We start from the raw sequence: 13,304 nt of genomic DNA on the forward strand, positions 1-13,304 counted from the left end.
CCGTTTCCTCCCCTCACGCCCAGCGGCGTTTGTGAATATCCGTTACATTCTGAGGCGGCGGCCCCGGATCACTATGCCCCCGGTCGTAATTTACGAACTTGTTGAAGTTTTTCATGAACACCAGCTCCACGGTCCCAACCGGTCCGTTCCGCTGCTTGGCAATGATGATCTCGATAATGTTCTTCTTCTCGGACTCAGCATTGTAGTAGTCATCCCGGTATAGGAAGGCTACGATGTCGGCATCCTGCTCAATTGCACCAGATTCACGGAGGTCTGACATCATCGGTCGCTTGTCCTGCCGCTGCTCGACACCGCGGCTGAGTTGGGAAAGCGCGATTACCGGAACGTCCAGCTCCCTGGCAAGATGTTTCAACGTCCGGGAAATCTCAGACACTTCCTGTTGCCGATTCTCCGATCCGCGGCCCTTACCGCCGGTGCTGGCGATCAACTGCAGATAATCGATAACGACCAGGCCGAGCCCACACTGCTTCTTTAGCCTCCGGCATTTAGCGCGTATGTCATGGACCGTTATACCCGGAGAATCATCGATTCGGATGTTTGTTTCCCCCAGCACGCCCGCAGCAACAGACATCTTGCTCCAATCATCATCGTTCATGTCACCCATCCTCAGCCGGCTGGCTTCGAGGTTTCCTTCAGCGCTAATCATCCGGGCAACGAGCGACGGGGCAGACATTTCAAGGCTGAAGATCGCTACGGGTTCATCGCTTCGGACCGCCACGTTCTGGGCAATGTTCAGGGCGAAAGCCGTTTTACCGACCGATGGCCGGGCCGCGACGATGATCAAGTCGCTTTTCTGCAACCCTCCGAGCATCTTGTCCAGGTCTGTGTATCCAGTTTTAATTCCCGTGATTTCGCCCCTTTTGAACGCATCGGCCTTGATCTCAGTCGTTTCGACAACTTCTACTAGCACATCATTGATCCGCTTAAAATCCTGCGGAGGGGCAGCCTGATCTGTCAATTTTGCGGTCGAAACCTGCATCTCTGTCAACAGCGCCTGGACGTTTTCCCCAGAGGACGCTGCCGCGATCTGCGTTTGAGCTGCATGAATGATCTCCCGTAGCAGGTACTTATTCTTCACCGCAGCGACGTAACTCTCGACGTTCTCTGCCGTAGGTACCGAATGAGCCAGTCGTGACAAGTAGCTCACGCCGCCGACATCCTCCAACTCGCCGTGATCCTTAAGCCGCGATGTCAATGTCACCAGGTCGATCGGTTCACCTTCGCCTGCGAGCTCCATCATTCTTCGGAAAATGATCTGGTGGCCGGCGTGATAAAAGACTTCCGGCTGCAGGCCTTCCGCGTACTCAATTGCTTCCGGCTTGATGAGAACAGCACCGATTACCGAGCACTCAGCCGCCAGATCATGAGGTAGATCAGCAAATTGGTCGACCGAGTTTTGCATAGATGGCCTCCTTCCAGCCCGGCGGCGGCGGACAGGCGTTTTTCGCGGCCTCCTCCCGCGCAGCAAAGTATTCGGCCGTCGCCGCCTTCATCCGGTCACGTTCGATCTGTTCACCTAGGCTCCCGCGGATCTCCGCAATGTTTGGCGGATACTTGCTCGTCCGGATGTGTTCCTCGACATTCCTAGATGCAATCTCGTAAGGCAGATCGTGAAGGTACTTAAAGTGGCGATCAATACTCTCATCGCTTGTATCGAAGTTTGGGTAATTCTCCTTGATTGCTATGAGCAGCTCAATAACTTCTGCTCTATCCATGCTGGCGCTCCTCCTTTGCTCGTCTTCGGAGTTTTTCTAACTCTTGCTGAAGCTTGGTCATTCGCTTCGGATGCTCTGGAGCTCCCGGGGCGACTCCAGCCATCAGTTGACTGGTAGTTTGGGAGTTAACCCAGGCTTCTTCGATTCCGTCCACGTAGTACAAAAAGCTGGTCGGGTACTTAAAACTTTCACCCTCCCGTTCACGCTTTGCCTGAAGCAGGCTCTCCATAGTTCGGATGGTAAAGGGTACCGGCATCCCCCCGGCGACCATCTTACCCATGGCTTCGCGCTCTTTTGGCTTAACATGGAAATCTAATTTTTTGTTGAGTTCGCAGTAAGCGTTCAAAATGGAAATCATTCCATCTGCCTGAGGATCAGGTTCACCTTGTTCAGGCCAATCCTCAGGAGTAGTAGTGATAGTAGTAAGATTTTTAATATCTTTTAGATCAGACATTTCTGTCCGATCACTGATTGATTTTTGCTCATGATCGGACAAATTTGTCTTATCACTTGCTGACTGATCGGACATATTTGTCTTATCATTTTTTAGTGATAGGACATTTTTGTCCGTCCACTTCTTTGAATTTCGAACTGATAGGATTAAACCGCGTGCAGCTCTGGTCACTCGTATGTACTCATGTTGTTCTAATGCATCCAACCAGCGGCTGACGGTCTTGTTATTAACCCCGAAATACTCTGCTATCTCAGACAACTTCATTGGCCGACCACCTAGGACACTGCCCCAGACCGTCCCCTCCTCCTCGAGCTCCTTCGTTGTGGAGCTGATGCACCAGAGGAAAAGCCAAATCGCGCTGCCTATTTTCTTGTAGTGTTCTGGCTCGAGTAATCCGGAATACATCGGAAAAGGGTAACTGCCTTCGGGCATTCGCTCATCCCCTAAACTTGCTTTCTATCGTCTCGCAAATAAACGATGGGATACTTCACTCGGACTACAGTCCATCCCGGATAAGCCCGAGCAAAGTAAGCCCGCGTCTCCCGTTGGAACGCTTCCGGATCCGACTTCATCAGCCGCCAAATCCGGTCACACATCATGCTTTGAAGCATCTTCCCTTGATCATCGATCATCGGTTAGCTACCATAACCATCTTGCCGGTGGTCTCTTGAATTTCCCGTTTAAACCTAGCGGCATCTGAGTTTCCGTCGGATAGATGTAGAAGCCAAATCTCTTCGACCCTACTGATGTCGTTGGCCTTGAGAAAGTCTTTGACGTGCTCAAGACCGAAGTGAGATCGTAAGAGCCGCTTCTTCTGCGCCGGATGCAACTGGCCGTCGGCCACGCGCTGATTCACGATGTCCAGCGAGTAATTTGCTTCCACCATGATGTGAGTTAGGCCAGCGAAGCGGTAGCGGCAATAATAGGTGTCCGTCAGGAATACCAGCTTGTCCCCCGCGGTATTCGCCAGGATAAAACCTAGCGGCTCTGCGGCATCGTGCTCAATCTCGAACGGCCGTATGGACCATGTACCGATTTCAAATTGCTGATGTGCCTTAATTGGCTTCAAGCGATGACCAGCGAGCCCCAGGGCGTTCGCCGTGCCTTGACTGGTATAGATGGGTATCCCAGCCTTCATCACGTCCTTAGCTGCCTTGCTGTGGTCCCCGTGCTCGTGACTGATCAGACAACCCGCAATGTCCGACATCCGGAACTTCAGCTCCCGCTGAAGTGATTTATAAGGGAACCCAGCCTCCAGCAGGAGAGCGGTACGCCCGTCCGTGATCCGGTAGGCGTTGCCCGCGCTGCTGGAGCCGAGGCACTTGATATCGATCATTAGAAGTCAGGCTCTTCGGCGCCCGCCGGCGGAATGTCATCCGGGTTTATCTCGAATTCCATTTCACCCTGCCCATCCTGTTCCACTTTCGGCTTGGATGAATGTTGTTCCGGTTCCAGTTCGGGCTCGTTGGAAGCAGGAGGCGTAATGTCGATGACGTTTTTATTGGCATTGGCGTTGATTTCCCGTTCAACTTCCGACTCAACAAAGTCGCTCTCCATCTGTTTCAGGCGCAAATAATCGTCGTCGATCTTCTGGCTATCAATGGTGATGTCGCTGTGGGCAGCTCGGTAAACGGTTTTCCAACACATTTTCTCGTACCAGCCTTCAACGGTTTCGGTTCCGACCTTCTTACCGTTCTCCCACTTATCCTTTTCACCACCCCAGAATTCGGGGCTGGCATGATCCGGTTTCCGCTTCTCGATATCTTTGATTGTCATCATCACCAGCTTGTTTTTTTCAGGGTTCTTTGTGTAGGAATGGTAGTAGAAGCCGCCAAGGATTTTCCCCCGATCAAACGGGTTTTTGATCTCAAATTCATATCCTTCGTACGGATGGTTCGCATCCTTTTTGATGGGTGCGAAATAATCATTAGAGTATACAAGTTCTACCGTTACATGGTCCGGAACATCCAAGCCATACTTGACCGATTTAAGCTCAAGTCCGCGGTATCCCTCAATGAAGCCGATGTCATACTTACCGAGAGAGTTGTTTTTGAATGGAATCAGGTTAATATGGTTCGGTTGCGAAGGATCGAACCCGATTCTCGCGTAGGCCACAACATCTCTGGCCAGCTTGTCCATATTGACGTTTGCCCATGTCACCGGCAGCGGGTCACGGTACTTCTCCGACTTCTTCAGCCGCTTTTCTTCGGTAGTCTTAAGCACGGAATCCAGGGCAATGAAGTAATTCTGAGCAAGGCGCTTCTGGAAGTTCGTAAGAGCCACTTCACCGACGCTGGAACCAAACTCCGCAATAACTTTGGCCATAAATCGTTCGGATTGCGTTGGTTCCTTCTTGGCAAGCGCTCCTTGATTTGTGGTTGTCAATTAAATCGCCTCCTGCATGGTTTTGTTTTGCGTAACGACTCGAAGCCTCTTGTCTGGCTCAGACACGATCAGTCGGATCACCTGAGCATCCGTATCGATCAACTGGGTAACGGCTTCAGCGTTGTCAATAAAGATTGGAGCCGAGAAGCCATAGTGCTCAGACAGCGTGTTGATGATGTCCAGGCCGACGTTGATCCGGGCCGCATTGTTGAGCCCTCCATCGTACGGAACTCCGTTATAAAGCGTGTCGCAGAGTTCCTTCAGTCCACCGTTTATCTGTTCTTCAAACAGCCGGAAACGAGCATATTTGAATTTAGAATTGATCTTGGAGTCGAGCAAGGCCACCTTGGAGCGAGTGAACTCTTCGGTTAGGAAAAGCTCCTCCTGCAAGCGTTCATATTCGGCAGCGAGACTTCTCTCCTGCCCTTCGAGCTCAGCTATTCGATTCTCAGACTCTTTGTAGGCAACAAATTTATATCTGTCTAGTTCCATCTCACGGAGTCGACTCTCCAGTTCGGAAACCTCTCTTTCCAAACGAGTTACTTCCCCTTGAGCGGATTCTTTGAGCCGAGCGATTTCATCTTGAATCGATGCTTTCTCGCGAAGGAGTTCTTGGTACCCGGGATCAGATTTCGGATCCTGAATGCCTGACCGAAGCTGATCAAGCTCTTGCTCGGCAGCGGCCAGTTTACTTTGGCAATCGGTTAGTTGATCGTTAAGCCGTTCAATTTCTTGACTCAGCCGCTCATTCTCGGTTTGCAGCCGGATAATCTCTTCCTTAGCGGCCCTCCCGCGAATACTGACCTGTTCAAGCCGCTGAGCTTTATCCCGGTTAAACGATGCCTCTGCCTTCGCTTGAGCCTCCTGGACCTGCTCGGATGGAAGAGCTTGACCGCAGGCTGGGCAATTTTCGTCATGATGTTGCCCTTCTAACACTTTGCCATTGATTTCCGTCCACTCGGCGCGGAGCCGATCTGCCTCTCGGCTCTTCAGATCGATGCTCTGCTCATTTTGCTGGACCTGATATCGCTTACCGTCAATTTGGCGTCGAACCACATCGAAGTCCTTCTGGAACAAGCTAACCTCATTACGTTTGGATGCAACATGATCTAGGGCGGCCGACTGTAACCTGCCCTGAATAGCCAATAGTTCTGTCTCGATCTCCTGGAGCCGCTTCTCCTTTACTGCCGTTTCTCCGCCGTGTTTAATGCGAAGAATCTCCTCTTCCTTGGCCTTGATTTCCGATCGAAGCTTTGCAATTTGACCATCAAGCTGATTCTCATCCAAACCATGGATATCCGGCTGATTCCGTTGAGCTTCGTCGATTCGGTCAGGAATACGCTCGATCTCCTTGTTGATTTCTCTGCAACGATTTCTAACAAATTCCTTATGTTTCTCGATATCTCGTTCTCCCAAGATGACCGGCAGCTGGCTGAGCGCCGGATTAGAATGAATAACTTCAGCGTCCGTAACATCACCACAGATTTCGAGCAGCACCTTCCGGCGTTCTTCCTTTTTAAGCTGTTCATTAAAATATGAAGGGCTGGTCAGGAGACGGAAGAGATCCTCTTTAATGAGGGAATCCACTTCGGCTTGATACTCGGAAAGCTTTACGGGCACGCCGTCAACGTAGTAATCTGTGGAGTGTCCTTCGAATGAATCCGTAACAGATCCGCGCTTCTTGGTCCACTTTTCGGAGTAGACTCGCCGGAATGTCCGGCGGCGTCCGTTGACCAGGATGTCCGCTTCCACTTCATGCTCCAGCTTGTGCCGAAGTACCTTTCCAGCAGAGTCCAACTCCTTGATTTCAAACTTTTGCTCTGTGCGGTTGGCGCTATCCTTTCCGAACAAGAGCCAGATAAATGCATCAAATATCGTCGTTTTTCCCGTGCCATTGTCCCCGTAGATGTCAACATTACCGCCATTTGTAGTTAAGCCAAAGTCACGAAAACCTTTAAAGTTGCGTGCGCCCAAACGCTCCAGAATGATACTGTTCAAGCGATTCCCTCCTCAATGTAATGATTGATTTCATGGTTTAAGATGGATTGCTGGTCCGGCGTTTCCGGGTAGCGGATCCCGTACAGGTAAGTCCGCAGGGCATATTCGATCTCGGCCAGATGTTCATTTGTCGCGATTAATTGCAAGCTGCCGAATGTACCGCGGATACAAAGAGCTGGGGAGCAGTATGGTTTTTCTGGATTAACCTCTACAGCCACGTTCTGATCCGTCACATCCACGGAATAAGCACTGCCCATCTGAATCCCTCCCTCTTGTTTGATTCGCCCCATTTTGATACGATAAGGGCAAGTGAATTTGTTAAGTACCAGATACGACCTGTTCCCGCAGGTCGTTTTCTTTTTCATCGTGAACTGCGATTGCCTTCCAATCCACGATGACTGGGCAGTTCTCGATGCTGGAGATTGGGTTATCGTTTTCATCCAAGACCAAAAACTCCGAGAAATCGTCATTACAGAACTGCTTGATCTCAATGACCTCCCGACCTTCGATCTCCGTCCCGACTTCAAAAACCCGAGTCGGATTGCTGACTACTGTCAGCCGCTGAATCACCTGCTGCATGGCTTGTCCTCCTCTCTTTTGGATTGATGCGTTCAGCCGCATCTCACCGCCTACGAAACGGGAGTAGGTTATGAAACCGTCCCGTAGGCAGTGAGACGGGGCCGAAACCCTGTCTATTCCTTGCTATTCAATCTCTTCTCTAGTCGCCCATTCAGATACGCCGTCTTGATCAGATGAGCGATCGTGCCACTCGTATCCTTTTCCCAGCCGTTAAGCCACTCAATGGTCCGCAGCTCCTTGTCCGTCAATTTTCGGCCAATCAGGCGCTCAATGTTGTCCTGGTTGATCAAGCCGTTCCCTCCTTGCGTTTCCGGCGTTCATCAGATAAAATAGACGATAAGAGACTCATTAGACGTGATCTCAACCGAAGCGTCCGGCCTGCCCGCCGGGCGCTTTTTTGTGCTTTCAGATCGGCTTTGTTCAAACGGATCATCATTTTGAGGTAAGCGATGTTGTTCTGGAGCTTATCCGCTGACACGCTTTCTGGATTCCGTCGGATCGTCCGAAGGTTACGAGCTGCGTTACGCGCTACGAACCGCGCTTCTTCTTCCAATGTCATGTTGGTTTCCATTACAATCCCTCATTTCATATATTTTTTGGCCTTCAGCTCCGAGCGATGTTCTCGCCATGCTCCAAAGTAAGAGAAGCAATATTCCCGGCATAAGACCGTCACATAATGCATCAGCGCTGTTATGGCTTCGATGCTCTCCATAATGGCTGCCTTGATCCTAAGCAGCTCCTGCTGCCCCAGTTGCTCCCTAGTCTTGGTGATCGGTGCCCGTTGCAAAGCCTCCTGTGCTTCTCCGATTTCCTCCAAAACCTTGATATGAACGCTCGTCCTATGTAAATCAACACCGTTTAGCCATGGGACGAATGCCCCGTCCGTTATCTCTCCAGCTGCTGCAATGTAGAGCCTACCGTCATCGTAGTGCTGTGCCGCCGCTTTCATTACCGGCTCCGTCGGTTTACGGCTACCTTTGAGGATTTTACCTATAAGCGATCCATCAACATGAGCTGCCTTCCCCGCCTTAGCCAGGGTATCCCCGGTTTGATCAAGCACCTCTTCGAGTGCTGTTGAAAAATGTCCAACTGCCAATTTACATTTACCTCCTTTGTCCAATTAAGAGGGATGCTTTTGGACATGGGGCTGTTGTAATATGGTTTTGTGAGAAACAACATTCCCCATGTCATCCCCTCATCCGCCGGCGGCCGGTACCGCCCCGGCGGGTTTCTTCTATTCTCTTAATTCCTTCCCGGGCATCCCGCAGGATCCGCTTCCGTTCCAACTGTGATAGAGCACCAGGATTAACCGAATAGTGTGGCAATGATACATCTAAGGCTTCTTCCATCGATAATCCCTTGACCATTGCCCGCGTAACTATCGCGGCGATCAACCCAGAACGAGAGCTTTGCCGCATCCATCTGAATCGCATCCCATCACCCCCGAGATTTAAGCCATTCGTAGAACTCCCATTTCAAACACCGGATGCCATCTCCCTTTTTACGAGAACCATCCAAATGCGGGAAGGTAGGATCGTTTGCCGCGAATGTCAGTGTTGGTCTCGACCATCCCATCAGTTCAAGAATGTGTTTTGATTGAAGAACTTCTGGATATTGCGATGATTGCAGTTCCTTCAGTTCTTTCTCTAACTTTTCATTACGCTCGGCCAGTTCGGCGGCCAGCCTTAATGCTTCAGCCAGTGTAGAAGGTGTTTTTAGCGCTCTTGCCATGATCTCCCTCCTATTCAAATTTCACGAGTACGTACCGGCTACGGCTTGGTTCGTGGCTACAATAATCAAGTACCCAGCCCTCTCTCAGTAGTTGGTTGACCTCAGCAGCGTCCTTCGTTTCGCGGATCTCCTTGATGTCTTGCAGGTTGTGGTCCACCGTGTGACCTCCCTTCGTGTTGTACCTCCTAAAATCTGTTAGAATGAGATTGTCCAGATCACATCGCAGAAAGGAGGAAATGAAATGATTGATGATTTATACAAAGTGACCTTCAAATGTGAAGAATGTGAATCGGTTATAAAAGTTGATTTCAACAGCTTGATTAAGGCAAAAACATTGGTCTGTCCTGGGTGTTCATCGCACTTGCCTGATGAAGCCCTTAGCCATTTAAGTAAAGGCCTTCAGCACTTCAAATCAGCAGTACAAGCGCTTAACTTAAATCAAGAAGCTACCGGTGATAGCCAATGGACATTCTCATTAGAAATTGATTACATCACCAACCGCTAGGTCGTTCAGGACTTTTTGTATTCCCTGTCTGAGTAAGAGGGTTAATGCCATCGAGAGTTTCAATTGCCTTGGAGATAGCCACCACGATCTCCGGGGCAATTGGATCTCGACTCAGCTCCTTGACCAGTGCTTCTATTACCGCCTTCATTGCTTCATCCCGCTTTTCCACCTATCCCACCTCCTTCCGTGCAAATCGAGTAGTTTCCGTCATCAACTTCGCGTACTGCGTAGCGACTGGGCAAAAAAATTTCTTCTCTTGGTACCTTATATAGATTAGCAATCTTTTCGGCACGATCAGAATCAACCTGCCTTTGTCCATTTTCAATCTGAGACAAATAGCCAACCGGTATTTCAAGTTCTTTTGCTGCGCCTCCAAGACTATATCCGGCTGATTTTCTCGCTAGTTTGATAAGGTTGACCACCTCTCTCACCTCCATAAACTATTCGATTTGTGAAGCTACCCATATATTACATCGCGTTTCGCGAAGTGTCAACGCATTTTGCGAAGTTTTCTATTTTTTATTTTTCAATATGCAAAGTGCAAAGTATAATGATTTTAGGTGATTAATATGTTCAGTGGGTCTCGACTGCGCAAATTGCGCAAAGATAGTGGTCTTACGATGAAGGATTTTGGGGCGAAGTTTAGCTTAGCCGAATCCACGATCTCTGGGTATGAGAACGGAAGTCGCAATCCTGATTTGGAGACAATCGATAAGTTTGCAACATTCTTCAATGTTTCTGTCGATTACTTAATGGGACGTACAATTGTGCCAACTGTAATTGATGAAAACAGTTTGTCCTTTTTTGGCGGGCCGGAGAAATACACGCCGGACGAGATCGCTGAAATGGAGGCTGCTTTGGAGCGATACCGTGAGATGAAACGGAGAGCTGCAGAAGCAGCTGCAAAGGAAAAGGACCAAAATAAATAACAAGTTCTCCAACCGATGGTGAAAATTTCTAAGGTGGTAGTATGAAGAAATGCCCTTAGTGGCATGGCGTTAACTAGGCAATAAATTCGAGCCCAGAGCGGCTCTAATTTTCTATCCATAAACCGAACATACATTCCTCATAAGGAGGTTAATACCATGATTCGTATCGGTGTATTTAACGGAAGCGGTAGCCGAGAAAAACCACAGCCGATGATCATCAAATCAGAAGGTCCACCACCAGATTCAAGCATTGTGAGCTTTGTCGCATCGAGTCAGGACAAGCCCAATGGCAAGAACTCATAACTTTATAATCAAGCCGGAAACGGCTTTTCTTTTCCACCATAAACAGAACATACATTCCTATCACAGAGGTGCTTGCTCATGAAATTTTCCCATTATCATGAAACCGTACTCGAGCAATGGATTAATGATCAGTATCGATCTAACCACATAAAATCCCCAGAAGATCTCGATATCGTCCGCATTGCTGAAATGTTTGGTGTTGGACTGAACTTCGACTCGTGCAAATCCTTCTCAGACAATAACGAAGGTGTCATCATCCTCGATAAGCGAGAAAGTATAATTCGCTCTCGAATGGTATTCTTTCATGAGCTTTGCCACGTGCTTCGACACGTTGGGGATCAGCGCAAGATGCCGGATCTATTCAGGGATGCTCAGGAGGCCGATGCAAACGTATTTCTCCTCTACGCCTCGATGCCATTTTACATGATAAATAAACTCAACCTGCCGGTACACCAAAACGACGTCATTGACTTTCTCGCTTCAACCTTTGACGTGCCTATGAAGCTGGCGAAGGAACGTCTGGAGCAAATTCAACGCCGGGAGTTTCAAGGGATCATGATGGCTGCTGCGAAGCAACACGGCCTACGGAAACATACCGAGTCGGCCGGCACCACCCCGCCTCCTGAAACGAAAATCTATGCTTATTACGATCCAACCGGTGAATTCGACGCTCCCTCTCAGTTGATCGTAGAGGTTGATACCGAAACGATGCTGAACCATGACGAAATCATTTTTGCACCTGACGGACCATTCGAACGCATTGAAGAGAACCAGTTGGATGTTTTCGATGATAGCAAACCTGTCCTTTTCGCCGACATGATCGTCCGGGACGATAAAATCGGCGTACGATTGAGTAATCTGGCGGCAAGGTACCGGAACGCGGTTCATAAGTTTGTGATTCAAAAGAAAGAGATCGAGGAAGTCTTGCACTTCCATGGTGCATTTTAGGAGGAGGCTGTATGAAAGGACGTACTTTTAAAAGAGGATCGACCTGGACATTTGTAGTTGACATCCCTCCTGATCCTGTAACCGGTGCACGTAGACAAAAGAAAAAGGGTGGATTCCCAACTCAACAAGCAGCCGAGTACGCTTGCGCAGAGCTGATCGCTTCGATGAGCAAGAACACCTATGTACCGGATAACAACATTACAATTAAAGAACTTCTGGTGACATGGCTTGAAGAATACGCAAAACCTAATTACAAACCAACAGTGTATGATGTCGAGTCTACCATCGTAAACAAGCGGATCATCCCGGTCATTGGGAAGCAACGGGTGCAGCAAATCAAGCCTTTGACAATCGCTCGTTTCTACAATGACTTATCCAAAAAATATTCACCAGACTATGTAAGGCATATACACGCAATCCTAAGGAAAGCTTTCCGATTGGCGAGTAAGTGGGAGATGATTTCAACAAACCCAATCGAGAAGGTAGAAGCTCCAAAATTACGGAAAACCGAGATGAAAATCTGGACGATGGAGCAGTGCATGCACTTTCTAAATATTGCTGAAGGGCATGTTCATTATATCGTCTACTCATTAGCCATCCACACAGGGATGAGAAAAGGCGAAATACTCGGGTTAAGGTGGAAGGATATAAATATGGAGGGGAAGTCGTTAACGATCCAACAGACAGTAAACTGGACACCTTCAGAGGGTATTATTATTCAGGATACCAAGACAGCCAGCTCAACGAGAAGGATCTCAATCGGTTCCCTTCTCATAAATGACCTGGAACAGCAGAAAGAGGTCATAGAGGCAAACAAAGAGCGGTTCGGCAACAAGTATCAGGATAACGACCTAGTTTGCTGCTACGAGAACGGGGAACCGATTAAACCTCGTCGTATTACTGAAACATTTGCCTACCTAACAAATAAATCCGGGTTACCTAAAATTCGTTTTCACGATCTCCGTCATTCTCACGCATCTATGCTTCTGAATAATGGAGTTAATCCGAAAATTGGGGCTGAACGACTCGGTCATAGCAGTGTTCAAATTTATCTTGATCGTTACTCGCACCTTCTTCCGGATATGCAACGCGATGCTGTCGACCTGGTCGAAGAAAAGATGAAAAGTATCAAAAATCCTGTGGATAAACCAACTTCGTGACCATTTGAGTGACCAAAACAGTATTTCTTCCTCTTCCCAAACTTGCCCCCTACCGCTCAACTAACCCCGAACAAAGCAAAAACCCCTTGATAATCAAGGGGTTTCGCGCATATGGGCCCTACAGGACTCGAACCTGTGACCAATCGGTTATGAGCCGACCGCTCTAACCAACTGAGCTAAGGGCCCGGGTAAAACTTGGATTGCGGGGGCAGGATTTGAACCTGCGGCCTTCGGGTTATGAGCCCGACGAGCTACCGGGCTGCTCCACCCCGCGTCAGTAAATAGCGACAATTAATAATATACACGATTCCCACAGGGCGCGTCAAGCCGTAAGTTATGGAATAAAACGCACGCCGTATTTGCCCTTACGGGAGCGAAAAATTTCGATTTGCCGCATGTCGTCAAAACCGTAGATCCAGCCGTCTTGCTCCAATCTTCGAGCCAGGCAGCCGGCTTGGAATTTGGTTCTGTACAATTTATTGAAATAGACCCAACGCATGACTGAATCGTCCATCCTTTCGTCAATTAGAGCAATTTGTCCTTGCCTATAGAATACCCAACCTTAACAAAAAAAGC

At 48.9% G+C, this 13,304-nt stretch carries 21 protein-coding genes and 2 tRNA genes; 5 read left to right on the forward strand and 18 right to left on the reverse strand.

What is annotated here, in order from left to right; genetic code table 11:
• Positions 1-13: 13 nt before the first annotated feature.
• The 13 genes from dnaB to BN3277_RS15180 form a co-directional block, all read right to left on the reverse strand.
• On the reverse strand, positions 14-1,423 hold the full coding sequence (gene dnaB / locus BN3277_RS15125) for a replicative DNA helicase (protein ID WP_059044003.1): 1,410 nt from the start codon (positions 1,421-1,423) through the stop codon (positions 14-16).
• Positions 1,395-1,736 (reverse strand): replicative helicase loader/inhibitor, encoded by a 342-nt coding sequence (locus BN3277_RS15130; RefSeq protein WP_059044004.1) that lies wholly within the window; start codon positions 1,734-1,736, stop codon positions 1,395-1,397. Before BN3277_RS15130 ends, dnaB begins: the two co-directional genes overlap by 29 nt.
• On the reverse strand, positions 1,729-2,454 hold the full coding sequence (locus BN3277_RS15135) for a MarR family transcriptional regulator (protein ID WP_232436434.1): 726 nt from the start codon (positions 2,452-2,454) through the stop codon (positions 1,729-1,731). Before BN3277_RS15135 ends, BN3277_RS15130 begins: the two co-directional genes overlap by 8 nt.
• A 179-nt stretch (positions 2,455-2,633) precedes the next feature.
• Positions 2,634-2,822, reverse strand: a complete 189-nt coding sequence (locus BN3277_RS15140) for a hypothetical protein (protein ID WP_059044006.1) — start codon at positions 2,820-2,822, stop codon at positions 2,634-2,636.
• Positions 2,819-3,526, reverse strand: a complete 708-nt coding sequence (locus tag BN3277_RS15145) for an MBL fold metallo-hydrolase (protein WP_059044007.1) — start codon at positions 3,524-3,526, stop codon at positions 2,819-2,821. The genes BN3277_RS15140 and BN3277_RS15145 overlap by 4 nt, the downstream gene beginning before the upstream one ends.
• The gene (locus tag BN3277_RS15150; RefSeq protein ID WP_082691506.1) at positions 3,526-4,515 is read right to left on the reverse strand and encodes a recombinase RecT; all 990 of its coding nucleotides are present in this window, start codon (positions 4,513-4,515) and stop codon (positions 3,526-3,528) included. The genes BN3277_RS15145 and BN3277_RS15150 overlap by 1 nt, the downstream gene beginning before the upstream one ends.
• A gap of 60 nt (positions 4,516-4,575) precedes the next feature.
• On the reverse strand, positions 4,576-6,573 hold the full coding sequence (locus BN3277_RS15155) for an AAA family ATPase (protein ID WP_082691467.1): 1,998 nt from the start codon (positions 6,571-6,573) through the stop codon (positions 4,576-4,578).
• Entirely contained in the window at positions 6,570-6,830 is a 261-nt protein-coding gene (locus BN3277_RS15160; protein WP_059044009.1) for a hypothetical protein, read from the reverse strand. Before BN3277_RS15160 ends, BN3277_RS15155 begins: the two co-directional genes overlap by 4 nt.
• Before the next feature lie 61 nt (positions 6,831-6,891).
• Positions 6,892-7,152, reverse strand: a complete 261-nt coding sequence (locus BN3277_RS15165; protein ID WP_059044010.1) for a hypothetical protein — start codon at positions 7,150-7,152, stop codon at positions 6,892-6,894.
• Positions 7,153-7,265: 113 nt separating this feature from the next.
• Complete coding sequence (locus BN3277_RS25550) at positions 7,266-7,442, reverse strand: hypothetical protein (RefSeq protein ID WP_157688721.1); 177 nt, start codon at positions 7,440-7,442, stop codon at positions 7,266-7,268.
• A complete protein-coding gene (locus BN3277_RS15170; protein ID WP_059044011.1) occupies positions 7,439-7,723 on the reverse strand; it encodes a hypothetical protein in 285 nt (94 codons plus the stop codon). The genes BN3277_RS25550 and BN3277_RS15170 overlap by 4 nt, the downstream gene beginning before the upstream one ends.
• Before the next feature lie 9 nt (positions 7,724-7,732).
• Positions 7,733-8,248 carry a hypothetical protein gene (locus tag BN3277_RS15175; protein ID WP_059044013.1) on the reverse strand — a complete coding sequence of 172 codons (516 nt, stop codon included), beginning with the start codon at positions 8,246-8,248 and terminating at the stop codon, positions 7,733-7,735.
• A 341-nt stretch (positions 8,249-8,589) separates the two neighbouring features.
• On the reverse strand, positions 8,590-8,883 hold the full coding sequence (locus BN3277_RS15180) for a hypothetical protein (RefSeq protein ID WP_059044015.1): 294 nt from the start codon (positions 8,881-8,883) through the stop codon (positions 8,590-8,592).
• Positions 8,884-9,124: 241 nt separating this feature from the next.
• Between BN3277_RS15180 and BN3277_RS15185 the strand changes: the two genes are divergently transcribed.
• Positions 9,125-9,388 (forward strand): hypothetical protein, encoded by a 264-nt coding sequence (locus BN3277_RS15185; protein WP_059044018.1) that lies wholly within the window; start codon positions 9,125-9,127, stop codon positions 9,386-9,388.
• On the opposite strand, the gene BN3277_RS15190 is transcribed toward BN3277_RS15185, so the two are convergent.
• Both BN3277_RS15190 and BN3277_RS15195 read right to left on the reverse strand, forming a co-directional pair.
• A complete protein-coding gene (locus BN3277_RS15190) occupies positions 9,375-9,557 on the reverse strand; it encodes a hypothetical protein (RefSeq protein WP_059044020.1) in 183 nt (60 codons plus the stop codon). The two genes, BN3277_RS15185 and BN3277_RS15190, sit on opposite strands and share 14 nt — an antisense overlap.
• Entirely contained in the window at positions 9,541-9,810 is a 270-nt protein-coding gene (locus tag BN3277_RS15195; RefSeq protein WP_232436435.1) for a helix-turn-helix domain-containing protein, read from the reverse strand. Before BN3277_RS15195 ends, BN3277_RS15190 begins: the two co-directional genes overlap by 17 nt.
• Positions 9,811-9,957: 147 nt before the next feature.
• Here BN3277_RS15195 and BN3277_RS15200 point away from each other — a divergent pair, with 147 nt between their 5' ends.
• The 4 genes from BN3277_RS15200 to BN3277_RS15210 all read left to right on the forward strand — a co-directional run bounded on the left by BN3277_RS15200 (position 9,958) and on the right by BN3277_RS15210 (position 12,728).
• Positions 9,958-10,317 (forward strand): helix-turn-helix domain-containing protein, encoded by a 360-nt coding sequence (locus tag BN3277_RS15200; protein ID WP_082691469.1) that lies wholly within the window; start codon positions 9,958-9,960, stop codon positions 10,315-10,317.
• A gap of 156 nt (positions 10,318-10,473) precedes the next feature.
• Positions 10,474-10,620, forward strand: coding sequence for a hypothetical protein (locus tag BN3277_RS25555; RefSeq protein WP_157688723.1), 147 nt, complete (start codon positions 10,474-10,476; stop codon positions 10,618-10,620).
• 78 nt (positions 10,621-10,698) lie between these two features.
• Entirely contained in the window at positions 10,699-11,568 is an 870-nt protein-coding gene (locus BN3277_RS15205) for an ImmA/IrrE family metallo-endopeptidase (RefSeq protein WP_059044024.1), read from the forward strand.
• Positions 11,569-11,579: 11 nt separating this feature from the next.
• Positions 11,580-12,728: a site-specific integrase gene (locus BN3277_RS15210; protein WP_059044026.1), complete on the forward strand. Its 1,149-nt coding sequence runs from the start codon at positions 11,580-11,582 to the stop codon at positions 12,726-12,728.
• Between the two features lie 112 nt (positions 12,729-12,840).
• Here BN3277_RS15210 and BN3277_RS15215 read toward each other — a convergent pair.
• From BN3277_RS15215 to BN3277_RS25800, 3 genes are all read right to left on the reverse strand, one after another.
• Positions 12,841-12,914, reverse strand: a tRNA-Ile gene (locus BN3277_RS15215).
• 14 nt (positions 12,915-12,928) lie between these two features.
• Positions 12,929-13,002, reverse strand: a tRNA-Met gene (locus BN3277_RS15220).
• A 60-nt stretch (positions 13,003-13,062) separates the two neighbouring features.
• Positions 13,063-13,227 carry a hypothetical protein gene (locus tag BN3277_RS25800; protein WP_009225643.1) on the reverse strand — a complete coding sequence of 55 codons (165 nt, stop codon included), beginning with the start codon at positions 13,225-13,227 and terminating at the stop codon, positions 13,063-13,065.
• Between the last annotated feature and the right edge of the window lie 77 nt (positions 13,228-13,304).

The sequence above is a fragment of the Paenibacillus rubinfantis genome, from assembly GCF_001486505.1.
Lineage (GTDB): Bacteria > Bacillota > Bacilli > Paenibacillales > Paenibacillaceae > Fontibacillus > Fontibacillus rubinfantis.

What these genes read in the sequence shown, in the direction of transcription:
- dnaB (WP_059044003.1), bottom strand. Translation starts at nt 1,423, where the DNA reads ATGCAAAACTCGGTCGACCAATTTGCTGATCTACCTCATGATCTGGCG.
- BN3277_RS15130 (WP_059044004.1), bottom strand. Translation starts at nt 1,736, where the DNA reads ATGGATAGAGCAGAAGTTATTGAGCTGCTCATAGCAATCAAGGAGAAT.
- BN3277_RS15135 (WP_232436434.1), bottom strand. Translation starts at nt 2,454, where the DNA reads ATGAAGTTGTCTGAGATAGCAGAGTATTTCGGGGTTAATAACAAGACC.
- BN3277_RS15140 (WP_059044006.1), bottom strand. Translation starts at nt 2,822, where the DNA reads ATGATCGATGATCAAGGGAAGATGCTTCAAAGCATGATGTGTGACCGG.
- BN3277_RS15145 (WP_059044007.1), bottom strand. Translation starts at nt 3,526, where the DNA reads ATGATCGATATCAAGTGCCTCGGCTCCAGCAGCGCGGGCAACGCCTAC.
- BN3277_RS15150 (WP_082691506.1), bottom strand. Translation starts at nt 4,515, where the DNA reads ATGGCCAAAGTTATTGCGGAGTTTGGTTCCAGCGTCGGTGAAGTGGCT.
- BN3277_RS15160 (WP_059044009.1), bottom strand. Translation starts at nt 6,830, where the DNA reads ATGGGCAGTGCTTATTCCGTGGATGTGACGGATCAGAACGTGGCTGTA.
- BN3277_RS15165 (WP_059044010.1), bottom strand. Translation starts at nt 7,152, where the DNA reads ATGCAGCAGGTGATTCAGCGGCTGACAGTAGTCAGCAATCCGACTCGG.
- BN3277_RS15170 (WP_059044011.1), bottom strand. Translation starts at nt 7,723, where the DNA reads ATGGAAACCAACATGACATTGGAAGAAGAAGCGCGGTTCGTAGCGCGT.
- BN3277_RS15180 (WP_059044015.1), bottom strand. Translation starts at nt 8,883, where the DNA reads ATGGCAAGAGCGCTAAAAACACCTTCTACACTGGCTGAAGCATTAAGG.
- BN3277_RS15185 (WP_059044018.1), top strand. Translation starts at nt 9,125, where the DNA reads ATGATTGATGATTTATACAAAGTGACCTTCAAATGTGAAGAATGTGAA.
- BN3277_RS15200 (WP_082691469.1), top strand. Translation starts at nt 9,958, where the DNA reads ATGTTCAGTGGGTCTCGACTGCGCAAATTGCGCAAAGATAGTGGTCTT.
- BN3277_RS25555 (WP_157688723.1), top strand. Translation starts at nt 10,474, where the DNA reads ATGATTCGTATCGGTGTATTTAACGGAAGCGGTAGCCGAGAAAAACCA.
- BN3277_RS15205 (WP_059044024.1), top strand. Translation starts at nt 10,699, where the DNA reads ATGAAATTTTCCCATTATCATGAAACCGTACTCGAGCAATGGATTAAT.
- BN3277_RS15210 (WP_059044026.1), top strand. Translation starts at nt 11,580, where the DNA reads ATGAAAGGACGTACTTTTAAAAGAGGATCGACCTGGACATTTGTAGTT.
- BN3277_RS25800 (WP_009225643.1), bottom strand. Translation starts at nt 13,227, where the DNA reads ATGCGTTGGGTCTATTTCAATAAATTGTACAGAACCAAATTCCAAGCC.